This is a genomic window from Streptomyces sp. NPDC002784 (assembly GCF_053592135.1).
In genome coordinates, this window is sequence record NZ_JBSFVD010000013.1 from 144,777 (window position 1) to 160,000 (window position 15,224).

Sequence of the window (15,224 nt, forward strand, 5' to 3'; positions counted from 1 at the left end):
CTAGGCTCTGCGCCCAAGTGAAGCAAGGATGTTGTCGTTCTTTGTGTGTTCCTGAGCGGCGAGTTGGCCGGTGCTGGCCGTTTGCTCGAACTGCGTCCGGTACAGCTCGGCGTAGCGTCCTTCCGCCGCCAGCAACTCGTCGTGCGTGCCCTGCTCCACGATCCGGCCGTCCTCGACCACCAGGATCCGGTCGGCCGCCCGCACGGTCGACAGCCGGTGCGCGATCACGACCGCGGTCCTGCCCTCCAGCGCCTCGGTGAGGGCCTCCTGGACGGCGGCCTCGGAGGTGTTGTCGAGGTGGGCCGTCGCCTCGTCGAGGATGACGACGCGCTGCCGGGCCAGCAGCAGCCGGGCGATGGTCATGCGCTGGCGCTCGCCGCCGGAGAGCCGGTAGCCGCGCTCGCCGACCACCGTGTCCAGGCCGTCGGGCAGGCCGCGGACGAGACCGTCGAGACGGGAGCGGCGCAGGGCGTCCCACAGCTCCTCGTCGGTCGCGGCGGGGCGGGCCAGCAGCAGATTGGCGCGAACCGTGTCGTGGAAGAGATGGCCGTCCTGGGTGACCATGCCGAGGGTCTCGCGCAGCGAACGGGCGCTCACCTCACGGACGTCCACGCCACCGAGGCGTACGGCGCCGCCGTCGACGTCGTACAACCGCGGCAGCAGGCTCGCGATCGTCGACTTGCCGGCGCCGGAGGAGCCGACGAGCGCGACCGTCTGTCCCGGCTCGGCCCGGAAGGAGATGCCGCGCAGCACCTCGGCGCCGCCGCGGCTGTCGAGCGCGGCGACCTCCTCCAGGGAGGCGAGGGAGACCTTGTCGGCGGACGGGTAGCCGAAGCGGACGTCGCTGAACTCCACGGAGACCGGGCCCTCGGGGATCTCCCGGGCGTCGGGGCTGTCCTGGATGAGGGGTTCGAGGTCGAGCACCTCGAAGACGCGCTCGAAGCTGACGAGGGCGCTCATCACCTCGACGCGCGCTCCGGCGAGGGCGGTCATCGGCGCGTACAGCCGGGTCAGCAGCAGGGCCAGCGAGACGACGGCGCCTGCTTCGAGGCTGCCGCGCAGGGCGAAGAAGCCGCCGAGGCCGTAGACCAGGGCGAGGGCGAGGGCGGAGACCAGGGTGAGGGCCGTGATGAACGCCGACTGGGCGGTGGCGGTACGGATCCCGATGTCGGCGACGCGGCGGGCCCGGGCGGCGAACTCCTCGGACTCCTGCTCGGGGCGGCCGAAGAGCTTGACGAGGGTGGCGCCGGGGGCCGAGAAGCGCTCGGTCATCCGGGTGCCCATCGCCGCGTTGAGGGTGGCCGCCTCGCGCTGCATCCGGGCCATCCGGCGGCCCATGCGGCGGGCCGGGATCACGAACACCGGGAGCAGCACCAGCGCGAGCAGGGTGATCTGCCAGGACAGGGTGAGCATCACGACGAGGGTGAGCAGCAGCGTGACGAGGTTGCTCACCACGCCGGACAGGGTGTTGCTGAAGGCGCGCTGGGCGCCGATGACGTCGTTGTTGAGACGGGAGACGAGCGCTCCCGTACGGGTGCGGGTGAAGAACGCGACCGGCATCCGCTGCACATGATCGAACACGGCCGTGCGCAGATCGAGGATGAGTCCCTCCCCGAGCGTCGCCGACAGGCGCCGGGAGACGATCCCGAGCGCCGCCTCCAGGACCGCGATCAGGGCGATCAGCAGGGCGAGGCGGACGACCGCGCCCTCGTCGCCGCCTGACACGATCGTGTCGACGACCTGTCCCGCCAGGACGGGCGTCGCCACCGCGAGGAGCGCGGTGACCACCCCGAGTACGACGAACCGCGCGATGCGCGCGCGGTGGGGGCGGGCGAACGCGCCGATGCGGCGGAGCGTGTCGCGCGCCAACGGGCGGCGCTCGTGCTCGGCGTTCATGACGGTGTGCAGCTGTGTCCACGCTGTGGTCTCCATGCTCATGAGGGAGAACGTAGAACCTCAACCTTCCTTGAGGTCAAGGCGCCGACCGGGCCGGGGGTCCCGATGACCGGACGTAAGCCGGAAGCCCTGTTTCCGCAACCCGCAGTTGGCGCGGCGCGGAAACCCTCTCCGACTGTGACAGCGGTACAGCTTTCCGACCCGCCCCCGGGACGACTCCCCCGACGCGTCCCCGTCCGGCAGATCCTGTGTCTGCTTCCGCTCGTGCTGGTCGCGGTGGTGGCGGTGCGGCACCGTGCCGTGCTCGCCGAGGGCTTCGCGCAGCTGGGCACCGCCGAGTGGCCCTGGCTGCTGGCGGCGGCCGGGGCCACCTGTCTGACCTGGGTGGCCGCCGCGTGCTGCCGGCAGGGTGCCGTGGTCGAACGGCTGCCCTCGGCACGGCTGCTCGCCACGCAGTTCGCGGCGGGCGCCGCCAACCATCTGCTGCCGACCGGCCTCGGCGCGAGCGCGGTCAACCTGCGGTTCATGACCGTGTGCGGGCTGCCGCTCGCCCGCTCCTCGGCGGCCCTCGCGCTGTATCTCCTCGCCGAGTCCATCGGCCGGCTCGCCCTGCTGGCGGCGCTGCTGCTGGCCTTCCCCGACGCGCTGCGGCTCGGCAGTCTGCTGCCGGAGGGGACGGCGGTGGGCCCGCTGCTCCTCGCGGTGGCGGCGGCGGTCCTGCTGCTGGCGGGCGTCCTGGCGCTGATCCGCCGGGTCCGCACGACCGTGGTCTCCTTCCTGCGCACCGCGCTCGGCGAGGCCCGCTCGGTGCACTCCCGTGCCTCCCGGGCGCTGGCGCTGTGGGGCGGGGCGTTCGCGTTCCCGGCCCTCCAGGCGGCCGGGCTGGTCGCGGTGGGCGAGGCGCTGGGCCTCGACGTGCCGCCGCTGCACGTCGCGGTCGCCTATCTCGCCGCGACGGTCGCGGTCGCGCTGATCCCCACGCCGGGCGGCCTCGGTTCGGTCGAGGCGGCGCTGATCGTGGCGCTGGTGGCGGCGGGCGGCCCGGCGGCGGTGGCCACGGCGGTGGTGCTGGCGTACCGGATCATCACGGTGTGGCTGCCGATGCTGCCGGGGGCGCTGACGCTGGGCGCGCTGGTGCGCTGGAAGGTGATCTGACAGCCGCCGAGGGACCGGCCCGCAAGGGCCTCCCCCATGGAACACTCCCTGGGTCGTCGCCCACCGAAGGGGATCGAGCCATGCCCGTCCGCGTCGAACGCCAGGGACCCGTCACCACGGTCGTCCTGTCCCGCCCCGAGGCCCGCAACGCCGTCGACGGACCGACGGCCGCCGAACTCGCGGACGCCTTCCGGGAGTTCGAGGCGGACGAGGAGGCGCGGGTGGCGGTGCTGTGGGGTGCGGGCGGGACGTTCTGCGCCGGCGCGGACCTCAAGGCGCTCGGCACCGGGCGGAGCAACCAGGTCACCGAGGACGGTGACGGCCCGATGGGCCCGACCCGGATGCGGCTGTCCAAGCCGGTGATCGCGGCGGTCGCCGGGTACGCCGTGGCCGGGGGCCTGGAGCTGGCGCTCTGGTGCGATCTGCGGGTGGCCGAGGAGGACGCCGTCTTCGGGGTCTTCTGCCGCCGCTGGGGTGTCCCCCTGATCGACGGCGGCACGGTACGGCTGCCCCGGCTGATCGGCACGAGCCGCGCCCTGAACATGATCCTCACGGGGCGGCCGGTGGCGGCCCCGGAGGCGTACGGAATGGGGCTGGTCAACCGGGTGGTCCCCCCGGGCACGGCGCGCGCTCAGGCCGAGGCCCTGGCCGCCACGATCGCCGCCTTCCCCCAGGCGTGCCTGCGCGCCGACCGCGCCTCCGTCCTCGACCAGGAGGGCCTGGCCGAGGGGGCCGCGCTGCGCTCCGAACTCCGGCACGGGGCAGGGGTGTTGGCGGAGAGCCTGGAGGGGGCGGCGCGGTTCGCCTCGGGGGCGGGGCGGCACGGAGTCTTCGGGGACATGTAGGCCGGGCCCGGCAGGCCCGGAGTCTCCGGGGATCCCTCGGCCCGGAGCGTACGCGGGCTCACCGCCCTGTCCCGTCCGCGCTCCGCCCGATGCGGCACCCCGCCCTCCGCACGGGTGGCCGAAGGCCCCGCACCTGGTGCGAACTGCTGTGCGGGATACGGCAGGATGAGCCGTCGTGCCCGAACGGCACGCGACCGTACCGTCCGGACATCGAGCAGGGGACAACGTGACGAAACTTCACATCCGGCCGTCGGCGGAGCATGTCGCCGCCGCTTCTTTCACCGGAGGTGACCGGTGAAGCGGGATCTCACCATGGACGACCTGGTCATCGCCGGAATCGCGGTGGCCGCGGGCCTGTTGGCGGCGTTTCTGCTCCGGATGCTGATGCGCTGGCTGGGCAAGCACGCCGACCGGACCCGGTGGAGCGGCGACGACCTCATCGTGGACGTGCTGCGCAACGTGGTGCCGTGGGCGGCGTTCCTCGGCGGCGCGGCCTCCGCGGGCGCGGCGCTGCCGCTGACCAGGACGGTCCAGCACCACGTCAACCAGACCCTGACCGTACTGCTGATCTTCATGGTGACGCTGGCGGTGGCCCGCGGGATCGCCGGGCTGATGCGGACGGTCACCCAGTCCCGGCCCGGTGTCGCCGGTTCGGCCACCATCTTCGTCAACATCACCCGGATCCTGGTCCTCGCCATCGGCTTCCTGGTGGTGCTCCAGACCCTGGGCATCTCCATAGCGCCCATGCTCACCGCCCTGGGCGTCGGCGGTCTGGCGGTGGCGCTCGCTCTCCAGGACACGCTCGCCAACCTCTTCGCGGGCATCCACATCCTCGCCTCCAAGACCGTCCAGCCCGGTGACTACATCCGGCTGAGCAGCGGCGAGGAGGGCTATGTCGAGGACATCAACTGGCGCCAGACGACGGTCCGCAACCTGTCCAACAACCTGGTCGTGATCCCCAACGGGCAGCTCGCGAAGACGAACATGACCAACTTCATGCGTCCCGAGCAGGAGTTGACGATCCTGATGCAGGTCGGCGTCTCCTACGACAGCGATCTGGAGCAGGTCGAGCGGGTGACCAACGAGGTCATCGCCGAGGTGATGACCGAGGTCGAGGGCGCGCTGCCGGACCACGAGCCGATCATCCGCTTCCACACCTTCGGCGACTCCCGGATCGGCTTCACCGTCATCCTGGGCGTCGGCGAGTTCAGCGACCAGTACCGGATCAAGCACGAGTTCATCAAGCGCCTGCACAAGCGCTACCAGCGGGAGGGCATCCGCATCCCGGCGCCCACCCGGACGGTGGCGATCCAGCAGGGGTCGGTGGCGATACCGCAGCAGCGCGGCACGGAGCACCAGCCGGGCGACATCCCGGCCGCCCGGTTCGACTGACCCCCGCTCACCGACCCCCGCTCGACCGGTCCCTCAGAGAGTGGCCGAGTTGTCGTGGTGGCCGCTCCGCCGCCTGCGCGGGGCGGCCGGGGCCGACGCCACCGGGTTGACCGTCCAGTCCGGATGCCCCGGCATCCGCGGGGTCTTCGTGCCGTAGAGCCAGTCCCGCAGGAAGCCCGACAGGTCCTGCCCGGACACCTCGGAGGCGACGGCGATGTAGTCCTCGGTCGTCGCCGACGCGTTGCGGTACCGCTGGAGGAAGGCGCGCTCCAGGGCGTTGAACGCGTCCTCGCCGACGGCCTGCCGCAGGGCGTACAGGACGAGGACGCCGCCCAGGTAGCGCTGGGAGTCGAAGAGGTTGGCGGCGTTCGGCGCGGCCACCGGACCGGACGTGGCGCGCCACTGGTCACCCTTGGCGTAGGTGTCCTTCATCCGCGCTTCCATGGTGGTCATGCCGAGCGAGTCGGGCCAGCCGCGCTCGTAGCGGTACAGCAGCCCGTAGAAATCGGCGTGTCCCTCGTTCATCCAGAGGTCGGACCAGGTGGCGGGGGAGACGCTGTTGCCGAAGTAGGAGTGGACCAGCTCGTGCATCATGTGCGAGGCGATCTTCGACTCCTCCTGGAGGAGGTACTTCGGCCGGTAGATGGTGAGCGTCTGGGTCTCCAGGCCGGTGAAGCCGAAGGGCTCCGCGAGGTCGGAGTTGCAGGGCAGCAGGCCGTACGTCTCGAAGGGGTAGGCGCCCAGGCGCCGCTCGACCCACTCGACCAGGGCCGGGGTGAGCGCCAGCGCGGGCTCCAGGGCGGCGGCCCGCGCGGTCGGCACGACGTCCCGCAGGGGCAGCCCGTGCGGGCCCTGCCGGTCCTTGATGACGTAGTCGCCGACGGTGATCTGCACGACCTCGGTGGCGATCGGCGAGCGGGAGCGGTAGGTGTACGCGGTCCGGTCGCCGGCCAGGTGCTCGGTGCGCACGAGGTGTCCGCTCGCCACGCCGCGCAGGCCCGCGGGGACGGTGAGGCGGAAGGTGAAGTCGGCCTTGTCGACCGGGTGGTCGTTGCAGGGGAAGACGGTGTGCGCGGAGTCCGGCTGGCAGGCCACCGCGAACCCGTCCGGGGTGGGAACCCAGCCGGTGTGCGGCAGGCTGCGGCGCGGGTCGGCGGCGTACTCCACGCAGACGGTGACCGCGGCCTTCTTCGGCAGGGTCGCGGCCGGGGTGATCCGCAGCTTCTCCCCCGCCTGCTCGAAGGTCGCGGCGCGCCCGCCGACCCGGACGGAACGGATGTCCAGGCCGAGGGCGTCCAGGGAGAACCGGGTCAGGGCCTGGGTGGTGCGGATGCGCAAGGTGGCGGTGGCGTCGACGAGCTGTGTCGTCGCGTCGTAGGCGAGATCGAGGTGGTACGCCGAGACGCGGTAGCCGTCGTTGCCGAGGGCCGGGTAGACGGGGTCGCCGAGGGTCTCGGGGCCCGGGGTGCCGCTCCTGCCCCCGGCGGCGTGGGCCGAGGGTGCCAGGCTCAGCGCGGCGGCCGTGCCTATGAGGGCGGCCGGGGCTGTCACTCTGGTGCGATTTCTCATGGTCTGCCTTCGCTCGGGTGGCCGGGTGGTCAGGTCCGGCCATCGCCTCGGATGAGTGATCCACCTGCATGACCGCGGGAACGGCCGTGGAGGTTGCACTTCCGCCGAAACTTCTCTCCCCCGTCGCACGCGCGTACGCGCACCCCTGTCCTCACACGCGTGTGCGGACCCCTGTCGAGTCGAGGGCGATCACGAGATATCTTGATGTCGAGCAATGTTGCAGACGTGGAGCGGAGCACCCGGTGACTGACTCGACCATCATCTATACGCACACTGACGAGGCCCCGGCCCTGGCGACGTATTCCTTCCTGCCGGTGGTCCGGGCATACGCCTCGCAGGCGGGTGTCGCCGTGGAGACGCGCGACATCTCGCTGGCCGGCCGCATCATCGCGGTGTTCCCGGAGTACCTCACCGAGGACCAGCGCATCCCGGACGCCCTGGCCGAGCTCGGTGAGCTCGCGAAGACGCCCGAGGCCAACATCATCAAGCTGCCGAACATCTCGGCGTCCATCCCCCAGCTGAAGGCGGCCGTCGCCGAGCTCCAGAGCCAGGGCTACGCGCTGCCGAACTACCCGGACGACCCGAAGACCGACGAGGAGCGGGACATCCAGGCCCGTTACGACAAGATCAAGGGCTCCGCCGTGAACCCGGTCCTGCGCGAGGGCAACTCCGACCGGCGCGCCCCCGCCTCGGTCAAGAACTACGCCAAGAACCACCCGCACCGCATGGGCGCCTGGACCGCCGAGTCCAAGACGAACGTGGCGACGATGGGCGTCGACGACTTCCGCTCCACCGAGAAGTCGGCCGTGGTCTCCGAGGCCGGTTCGCTGCGGATCGAGCTCAAGGGCGACGACGGCTCCACCACCGTGCTGCGCGAGTCGGTACCGGTCACCGCGGGCGAGGTCGTCGACGCCTCCGTGATGCGCGTCGCCGCGCTGCGCGAGTTCCTGACCGCGCAGGTCGCCAAGGCCAAGGCGGAGGGCGTGCTGTTCTCCGTGCACCTGAAGGCCACGATGATGAAGGTCTCCGACCCGATCATCTTCGGCCACGTCGTCCGCGCCTTCTTCCCCAAGACGTTCGCCCGGTACGGCGAGCAGCTCGCCGCCGCCGGTCTGACCCCGAACGACGGCCTCGGCGGCATCTACAAGGGCCTGGAGGCGCTGCCCGAGGGCGCCGAGATCAAGGCGTCCTTCGACGCCGAGCTGGCCGACGGCCCGGCCCTGGCGATGGTCGACTCCGACAAGGGCATCACCAACCTGCACGTCCCGTCCGACGTCATCGTCGACGCCTCGATGCCCGCCATGATCCGCACCTCCGGCCACATGTGGGGCCCCGACGGCCAGGAGGCCGACACCCTCGCGGTGCTGCCGGACTCGTCGTACTCCGGTGTCTACCAGGCCGTGATCGACGACTGCCGCGCCAACGGCGCCTACGACCCGTCGACGATGGGCTCGGTCCCGAACGTCGGCCTCATGGCGCAGAAGGCCGAGGAGTACGGCTCCCACGACAAGACCTTCGAGATCCCGGTGACCGGCACGGTCCGCCTCGTCGACCAGAACGGCGAGGTCGTCATCGAGCAGGCGGTCTCCGCGGGCGACATCTTCCGCGCCTGCCAGACCAAGGACGCGCCGATCAAGGACTGGGTGAAGCTGGCCGTCACCCGGGCCCGCGCCACCGGCGACCCGGCCGTCTTCTGGCTGGACGAGACCCGCGCGCACGACGCCAACCTGATCGCCAAGGTCAACGCCTACCTGCCGGAGCACGACACCGAGGGCCTGGACATCCGCATCCTGCCGCCGGTGGAGGCCACCAAGCTGTCGGTGGAGCGCATCCGCCGCGGCGAGAACACCATCTCGGTCACCGGCAACGTGCTGCGTGACTACCTCACCGACCTCTTCCCCATCCTGGAGCTGGGCACCAGCGCCAAGATGCTGTCGGTCGTCCCGCTGATGGCGGGCGGCGGCCTGTTCGAGACGGGCGCCGGCGGCAGCGCGCCGAAGCACGTCCAGCAGCTGGTCAAGGAGAACTACCTGCGCTGGGACTCGCTCGGGGAGTTCTTCGCCCTGGTGCCGTCCCTGGAGCACTACGCGAAGACCACGGGCAACGCCCGCGCGCAGGTCCTCGCCGACACCCTCGACCGGGCCACGGCGACCTTCCTCAACGAGGACAAGTCCCCGACCCGTCGCGTCGGCGGCATCGACAACCGCGGCAGCCACTTCTACCTGTCCCTGTACTGGGCGCAGGAGCTGGCCCGGCAGACCGACGACGCCGAGCTCGCGAAGGCCTTCGCGCCGCTCGCCGAGACGCTCACGACGAACGAGCAGAAGATCGTCGAGGAGCTGAACGCGGTGCAGGGCTCCCCCGCCGAGATCGGCGGCTACTACCAGCCCGACCCGGCGAAGGCGGCGGCGGTCATGCGTCCGTCGGCCACCTGGAACGAGGCGCTGGCGTCCCTGAGCTGACGCGGGCGCCGACTGTGCGGAGGGCCGGCACCACCACGGTGCCGGCCCTCCGTGCCGTTTACCGGATGATCTGGTTCAGCCCCGCCCCACGGTCGATCATGCTTACGATCGGGCCCGCGGCCCCGGGAGACACCCGCACGGCCCGCGATGGAGGGGAACCTTGTCCAGCATTTCGAGACGATCCCTGATCGGCTACTCCGGTACGACGGCCGCGGGGGCGGTGCTCGGCACCGCGGCGTCGGCGCAGCCCGCCCAGGCGGCGGAGGCCGAGGCGGAGGCGACCGAGTTCGCCGCCCACACGTTCTTCAAGGGCCGGACGTACCGGACCATCGGCGACGACACGCACGCCGAGGTGGAGATCGAGTTCCGGGTGGCGAACCACGAGGTCCCCTCGGCCCTCGCCATCACCCCCCTGGAGATCGCGGACCTGCTCAGCGAACTCGCCGCCTCCCGCGGCTGGCCCCCGATCACCTTCTACGGCACTCCCGCACCCGCGCCGCTGAACTGACGTCGGGCACCACGCGGTCGAGGGGCGGGCCCGCACGGCACCTCGGGCCCGCCCCCCGGAAAACCGCTTGCGCGCCGGGCGTCCGGCTCCGCATCGTGAGCCCGTGAGCGACGACGACGTACCCCAGCGATGGACCCAGGCCGGCGTCTACCCCGACATGTGGGCGGACCCCGATCAGGACCCTCGCGACAACGACGGACCCGGTCCGGAAGGCGAGTCGGCGACGTACCGGAGCGTGCTGCGGGACTTCCGGCTGACCCTGGAGATGAAGTGCCAGGGGCTGGACCCGGAGCAGCTGGCGCGCCGCTCGGTGCCGCCGTCGACGATGTCCCTGCTGGGGCTGGTCCGCCATCTCGCCGAGGTCGAGCGGGACTGGCGCGGCTGGATCGTGCCGGAAGGACCGGAACCGAAGCTCTACGGGTCCCGGGACGCCGACTTCGACGGTGCCGCCGCGGAACAGGCGCTGGTGGAGGGCGCGTTCGCCGACCTCGCCCGCGAACAGGCGGCGACCGACGCGGTCTTCGACGAGTACCCCGACCTGGCCACCCGGGTGGGCAAGGACGGCAACTCGGTGCGCGAACTGTGGGTGCACCGCATCGAGGAGTACGCCCGCCACTGCGGCCACGCGGACCTGCTGCGCGAATGCGTCGACGGACGGGTGGGACAGTAGGGCCGCATGAACTTCTCGCTCACCCCGGGTGCCGGGCACTCCCCCGTGATCCTGCACGTCCCGCACTCGGCGCGGGAGATACCGCAGGACGTGCGGGCCGGCATCGTGCTGGACGACACGGCGCTCCAGCGGGAGCTCGACCACATCACCGACGCGCACACCGCGCGGATCGCCGGGGAGGCGGCCGATGCCTGTGCGCCGAGGCCCTGGGTGTTCGCCAACCGGCTGTCCCGGCTCGTCGTCGACCCCGAGCGGTTCCCCGACGAGCGGGAGGAGATGCTCGCCGCCGGCATGGGCGCCGTGTACACGCGGACCACCCACCAGGACGTGCTGCGCGAGGAGGACGGCGATCACGAGCCGCTGCTCGCGCGGTACTTCCGGCCCTACGCGCGGGCCATGAGCGAGGCCGTGGCCGGGCGGCTGGCCGCCACCGGGCGGGCCCTGATCATCGATGTGCACTCCTATCCGAGCGCCCCGCTCCCCTACGAACTGCACGGCGACGGGCCCCGCCCGGCGGTCTGCCTCGGTACCGACTCCTTCCACACCCCGCCGGGGCTGCTCGCCGCGGCCCGCGAGGTCTTCGCGGAGTGCGGGGACGTCGGCCTGGACAGCCCCTTCAGCGGGACGTACGTGCCCCTGGAGTTCTACGGAACCGATCCGCGGGTGAGTGCGCTGATGGTGGAGATCCGGCGGGACACCTACATGACCGAGCCGGGCGGGGACGCCGGGGCGGGGCTCACCCGGATCGCCTCCGCGCTCGCGCGGCTCGTGGCCGCCCTGCCCGGCTGACCACCGGCTGGAGCACTCCCGGGCGACAGCCGGGCGCACGGCGGTGAGGGTGGGGACATGACTGAGGAGACCACCACGCTCACCGGCCAGGCCCCGCCCCCGGTCCGGGACTGGCCCCCACTGGACCTCGACGGCACCGACTTCGACCCGGTGCTCGCCGACCTCATGCGGGAGGGCCCGCTCACCCGCATCCGGCTGCCGCACGGCGAGGGCTGGGCGTGGCTGGCCACCCGCTACGACGACGTGAAGGCCATCACCAACGACCCCCGGTTCGGCCGGGCCGAGGTCACCACCCGCCAGGTGACCCGGATGGCCCCGCACTTCAAGCCCCGCCCCGGCTCGCTCGCCTTCGCCGACCAGCCCGACCACAACCGGCTGCGCAAGCCGGTCGCCGGCGCGTTCACCGTCAGCGCGATGAAGCGGCTGCGCCCCCGCGCCCAGCGGATCCTGGACACGCTGGTCGACGCAGTCGTCCAGGACGGACCGCCCGCCGACCTCGTCGAGCGGGTCCTGGAGCCCTTCCCGCTCGCCGTGGTCAGCGAGGTGATGGGCGTGCCCGCCGCCGACCGGGCGCGGGTGCACGCCTGGACCCGGCGGATCATCTCCACCACCGGCGCCGAGGACGCGGAGCAGGCCAAGAACGGCCTGTACGGGTGGATCACCGAGACCGTCCGGGCCCGTGCGCACAGCAGCGGCGACGACGTGTACTCGCTGCTCGGCTCCGCCGTACAGCGCGGGGAGATCAGCGAGACCGAGGCGGTCGGGCTCGCCGGGCCGCTGCAGATCGGCGGCGAGGCCGTCACCCACAACTGCGGGCAGATGCTGTACCTGCTGCTCACCCGCCCCGAGCTGATGGAGCGGATGCGCGCCCGCCGCGAACAGCGCGGTGCCGTCCTGGACGAGCTGCTGCGCTTCATCCCGCACCGCAGCAGCGTGGGCCTGGCCCGGATCGCCCTGGAGGACGTCGAGCTGCACGGCCTGCGGATCCGGGCCGGCGACCCGGTGTACGTCTCCTACCTGGCCGCCAACCGCGACCCCGAGGTCTTCCCCGAGCCGGACCGCATCGACCCGGACCGCGCCGCGAGCCCCCACCTCGCCTTCGGCAACGGCCCGCACTACTGCACGGGCGCGGTGCTCGCCCGCCTGCAGACCGAACTGCTGGTCGACACCCTGCTGGACCGGCTGCCGGGACTGCGGCTCGCGGTGGCGCCCGACGAGGTCGTCTGGCGCCGCAGGACCATGATCCGTGGTCCGCAGTCCCTGCCCTGCGTCTGGTGAGTCAGGCGCGCAGCCACTCCGTGACGACCACGGCACCGCCGGTCCGCAGCCGCAGCGCGAACGGGCCGGCGGGCGGGGCGTCGCCGGAGAAACGGCCCATGGTGTCCGCCGTGAGGGGCGCCGCCGACTGAGGGCCGCTGAGCACCTCGATCCGGGCCGGCTGGGGCGGCAGCACCTGCCCCATCAGGCCCTGTCCGGTCACCTCGACGTCGACGGTGACCTCGCCCGCCCGGAAGGTGAGCATCCGCGGTACGTCCCTCGCGCCCCGGACGGGGATGGCGTCCACCACCGAGTCGAAGGTCAGCTCGGCGATCCGGGCGTCGAGGTCGTGCAGGGCGTAGGCGTCGACGGCGATCCGGCTCAGCTCCGCCGGAACCGGGTCCAGGATGGCGGCGGCCCGCCTCAGCTCCTCCTCCAGCAGGTCGCTGTCGAAGCCGGCGTCGTCGAACTCTCCGAACTCGTCGTTCATGTCGTCGTCGTTCACAGTGCTCCCCGTGCGTCGAGTCGGGCCCTCAGGCGGCGCAGACAGCGCTGGCGCAGCGGTCCGATGCTGCCCACGGCGATGCCCAGCGCGGCGGACACCTCCTGGTAGCTGGGCGGCGGTGTGGACATCAGCACCCGCAGCAACTGGCGGCAGCGGTCGCCGAGTTCCTCGAACTCCTGCCACAGCCGGCGCACCCGCTCGCTCTGGGCGGCCGCCTCCTCGGAGTCCAGCAGCGACTCCTCGGGCGTACGGTCCTCGCTGACCCGGTCCAGCAGGTGCGGGTCGTCCGTCGGTGTCAGCCGCCGCAGGCTCTTCAGGACCTTCAGGCTCTCGTGCCGGGCGGTGCTGGCCAGCCAGGACCCGGCCTTCTCCGGTTCCCGGATGCGGCCCAGGTGCTGGGCGAAACGGAACCAGACGGTCTGGTACACCTCGTGCGCGTCGGCGTCGGAGAGCCGGTGGGCGCGCACCACCGACCACACCAGCGGGCTCAGCCCTTCCACGAGCGCCTTCCAGGCCGCCGCGTCACCGTCGACGGCGGACTGGACGAGCGCGCCGGTTTCTGCACGATCCACGGCCCCACCCCTCGTGTACGGCAAGTCATCGTACGCCGCGGAGGGGGCGGTTCCGACCCTCATGCCGGACGCGTGAGCGGGACGACGGGGACCGGACGCCAGGTGGGCGGGCGCAGCGCCGGCACATGCGCCCCGCGCACCTCCGCGAACTCGGTGTTGGAGGCAAGCAGTTGGGCGCGGGCGGCGCGCGGGTCGGTCTCCTTGTGCGCGCTCATGTGGGCGGCGACCATGCCGGCCACCACCGGGGTGGCGAACGAGGTGCCGCTCCAGTGCGCGAAGCCCTCGAACATCACCTGGTCCGGCTTGCCGGTGGCGGTCGCGGCCCGCTCCTCGCTCAACAGGCCGGTGTGGCGCGGCGACTGGCAGGTGCACACGTAGGCGAAGCCGTAGCGGCAGGAGTCGTAGGTGGAGTGCTGGTACACGTACGGGACCGGCACGTCGAAGCCGGTGAACGAGCTGGTGAGGCGCTCACCGGGGGCGTAGGCCTTCACCCAGGCGCCGTGGTTGCTGAAGCAGGCGCCGTGCTCGCCGTCCCCGCGCAGCGCGCCGATCGACAGCACGGCGTCGGCGTAGGCGGGGAGGTCGGCGTAGGCCGCGGGCCAGAAGGGGGTGGCGCTGCCGTTGTTGCCCGCGGCGGCGACCAACAGGGTGCGCTGGGTGCGCAGTTCCTCCATGAAGGCGTCGAGGCCGAGCAGGCCGTCGGTCCGGCCGTTGGGGGTGCCGGCGGACAGGCTGAGGATGTCCGGCCAGCCGCCGCGGTCGACGGCCTCGAAGAGCTTGTCCCCGAACTCGGACTCCAGGATGGCGCCGGCGTCGTTGAGGGTGTTGCGGACGGTGATCTCGGTGTTGGGCGAGACGGCCGCGACGAGTCCGGCGATGAACGTGCCGTGTCCGACGTACTGCTGGAGGATCCCGTCGTCGTCGCACTCCTTGATCTGCAGGTCGCCGTCGGTGTGCGCGAGGAGGGGGTAGGAGCGGTAGTCCTTCATCAGGCCGGTGTCGATGACGAGGACGCCGACGGCGGTGTCCGCGTCGTAAGTGCCCTCCGCGGGCGCGGGGTTGGGCGTCTGGGTGAGCGGGGCCGGTACCGGTTCGTCGCCGGGGCAGGCGTTCACGGCGATGGACACCACATGGTTACGGCTGACCAGCCGGCGCCCTGCCCGGCCCTCCGCGGACCGCAGGGCCCGCAGTGCCCCCGCGACGGCCCGGTCGCCGCGCACGTCGCCCTGGCCGGGGTCGCCGACCTGGATCCGGGTGATGCCGGACCGGTTGGACTCCGGGCTCGCCCGGCGCACGTGGTCGGCGGTGAGACCGGCGAACGACGTGAAGTGCTCGCGCACGGCGTCCTCGACGACGCGCGCCTCCTCGCCGTCCCGGGCCAGCACGACGCCCTTCTCGTAGAGGAACTCGGCGGAGTCGTCAGGACCCATCGCCAGGGGGACGTCGGGCATGGAGCGCTGGATCTGGTCGAACTGCTCGGTGAATCGCTGTGGTGCCATGGCGTGTCCTCCCGCTGAGGCGACGGTCGTCAGTCAGAGCCCCGCAGCCGTCGATTGATACAGCGCCGACCCTGTGTGGGCGGCGGAGGGGAGCACTACTATCCG

Annotated in this window: 13 protein-coding genes; 8 read left to right on the forward strand and 5 right to left on the reverse strand. The window is 72.2% G+C overall.

Annotated features, from left to right (window positions below):
- Positions 1–1,932 carry an ABC transporter ATP-binding protein gene (locus tag ACWD1Z_RS22730; RefSeq protein ID WP_451121330.1) on the reverse strand — a complete coding sequence of 644 codons (1,932 nt, stop codon included), beginning with the start codon at positions 1,930–1,932 and terminating at the stop codon, positions 1–3.
- Positions 1,933–2,001: 69 nt separating this feature from the next.
- Here ACWD1Z_RS22730 and ACWD1Z_RS22735 point away from each other — a divergent pair, with 69 nt between their 5' ends.
- The 3 genes from ACWD1Z_RS22735 (at position 2,002) to ACWD1Z_RS22745 (ending at position 5,288) form a co-directional block, all read left to right on the forward strand.
- On the forward strand, positions 2,002–3,051 hold the full coding sequence (locus ACWD1Z_RS22735; protein WP_451121241.1) for a lysylphosphatidylglycerol synthase transmembrane domain-containing protein: 1,050 nt from the start codon (positions 2,002–2,004) through the stop codon (positions 3,049–3,051).
- An 80-nt stretch (positions 3,052–3,131) separates the two neighbouring features.
- On the forward strand, positions 3,132–3,896 hold the full coding sequence (locus tag ACWD1Z_RS22740) for a crotonase/enoyl-CoA hydratase family protein (protein WP_451121243.1): 765 nt from the start codon (positions 3,132–3,134) through the stop codon (positions 3,894–3,896).
- 294 nt (positions 3,897–4,190) lie between these two features.
- Positions 4,191–5,288 (forward strand): mechanosensitive ion channel family protein, encoded by a 1,098-nt coding sequence (locus ACWD1Z_RS22745; RefSeq protein WP_451121244.1) that lies wholly within the window; start codon positions 4,191–4,193, stop codon positions 5,286–5,288.
- A 33-nt stretch (positions 5,289–5,321) separates the two neighbouring features.
- Here the strand turns inward: ACWD1Z_RS22745 and ACWD1Z_RS22750 are convergent, their stop codons facing one another.
- Positions 5,322–6,857, reverse strand: a complete 1,536-nt coding sequence (locus ACWD1Z_RS22750) for a M1 family metallopeptidase (protein WP_451121246.1) — start codon at positions 6,855–6,857, stop codon at positions 5,322–5,324.
- A gap of 242 nt (positions 6,858–7,099) precedes the next feature.
- On the opposite strand from ACWD1Z_RS22750, the gene ACWD1Z_RS22755 reads away from it, so the two are divergent.
- From ACWD1Z_RS22755 to ACWD1Z_RS22775, 5 genes are all read left to right on the forward strand, one after another.
- Positions 7,100–9,319 (forward strand): NADP-dependent isocitrate dehydrogenase, encoded by a 2,220-nt coding sequence (locus ACWD1Z_RS22755; RefSeq protein WP_451121248.1) that lies wholly within the window; start codon positions 7,100–7,102, stop codon positions 9,317–9,319.
- 160 nt (positions 9,320–9,479) lie between these two features.
- Positions 9,480–9,827, forward strand: coding sequence for a twin-arginine translocation signal domain-containing protein (locus tag ACWD1Z_RS22760; protein WP_451121250.1), 348 nt, complete (start codon positions 9,480–9,482; stop codon positions 9,825–9,827).
- Positions 9,828–9,984: 157 nt separating this feature from the next.
- Entirely contained in the window at positions 9,985–10,497 is a 513-nt protein-coding gene (locus ACWD1Z_RS22765; RefSeq protein ID WP_451121331.1) for a DinB family protein, read from the forward strand.
- A 6-nt stretch (positions 10,498–10,503) separates the two neighbouring features.
- Positions 10,504–11,286 (forward strand): N-formylglutamate amidohydrolase, encoded by a 783-nt coding sequence (locus ACWD1Z_RS22770; RefSeq protein WP_451121252.1) that lies wholly within the window; start codon positions 10,504–10,506, stop codon positions 11,284–11,286.
- Positions 11,287–11,343: 57 nt separating this feature from the next.
- Positions 11,344–12,564 carry a cytochrome P450 gene (locus ACWD1Z_RS22775; protein WP_451121254.1) on the forward strand — a complete coding sequence of 407 codons (1,221 nt, stop codon included), beginning with the start codon at positions 11,344–11,346 and terminating at the stop codon, positions 12,562–12,564.
- 1 nt (position 12,565) lies between these two features.
- On the opposite strand, the gene ACWD1Z_RS22780 is transcribed toward ACWD1Z_RS22775, so the two are convergent.
- From ACWD1Z_RS22780 to ACWD1Z_RS22790, 3 genes are read right to left on the reverse strand one after another with little or no spacing between them, the layout of a single operon-like run.
- Complete coding sequence (locus ACWD1Z_RS22780; protein WP_451121332.1) at positions 12,566–13,033, reverse strand: hypothetical protein; 468 nt, start codon at positions 13,031–13,033, stop codon at positions 12,566–12,568.
- A gap of 11 nt (positions 13,034–13,044) precedes the next feature.
- Complete coding sequence (locus ACWD1Z_RS22785) at positions 13,045–13,683, reverse strand: RNA polymerase sigma factor (protein ID WP_451121256.1); 639 nt, start codon at positions 13,681–13,683, stop codon at positions 13,045–13,047.
- Positions 13,680–15,119 (reverse strand): S8/S53 family peptidase, encoded by a 1,440-nt coding sequence (locus tag ACWD1Z_RS22790; RefSeq protein WP_451121258.1) that lies wholly within the window; start codon positions 15,117–15,119, stop codon positions 13,680–13,682. Before ACWD1Z_RS22790 ends, ACWD1Z_RS22785 begins: the two co-directional genes overlap by 4 nt.
- Between the last annotated feature and the right edge of the window lie 105 nt (positions 15,120–15,224).

Bases quoted from the DNA above. Each gene is read 5' to 3' on its own strand.
- ACWD1Z_RS22790 (WP_451121258.1), bottom strand. From the start codon at position 15,119: ATGGCACCACAGCGATTCACCGAGCAGTTCGACCAGATCCAGCGCTCC.
- ACWD1Z_RS22750 (WP_451121246.1), bottom strand. From the start codon at position 6,857: ATGAGAAATCGCACCAGAGTGACAGCCCCGGCCGCCCTCATAGGCACG.
- ACWD1Z_RS22730 (WP_451121330.1), bottom strand. From the start codon at position 1,932: ATGGAGACCACAGCGTGGACACAGCTGCACACCGTCATGAACGCCGAG.
- ACWD1Z_RS22770 (WP_451121252.1), top strand. From the start codon at position 10,504: ATGAACTTCTCGCTCACCCCGGGTGCCGGGCACTCCCCCGTGATCCTG.
- ACWD1Z_RS22740 (WP_451121243.1), top strand. From the start codon at position 3,132: ATGCCCGTCCGCGTCGAACGCCAGGGACCCGTCACCACGGTCGTCCTG.
- ACWD1Z_RS22785 (WP_451121256.1), bottom strand. From the start codon at position 13,683: ATGAGGGTCGGAACCGCCCCCTCCGCGGCGTACGATGACTTGCCGTAC.
- ACWD1Z_RS22775 (WP_451121254.1), top strand. From the start codon at position 11,344: ATGACTGAGGAGACCACCACGCTCACCGGCCAGGCCCCGCCCCCGGTC.
- ACWD1Z_RS22780 (WP_451121332.1), bottom strand. From the start codon at position 13,033: ATGAACGACGAGTTCGGAGAGTTCGACGACGCCGGCTTCGACAGCGAC.
- ACWD1Z_RS22735 (WP_451121241.1), top strand. From the start codon at position 2,002: ATGACCGGACGTAAGCCGGAAGCCCTGTTTCCGCAACCCGCAGTTGGC.
- ACWD1Z_RS22765 (WP_451121331.1), top strand. From the start codon at position 9,985: ATGTGGGCGGACCCCGATCAGGACCCTCGCGACAACGACGGACCCGGT.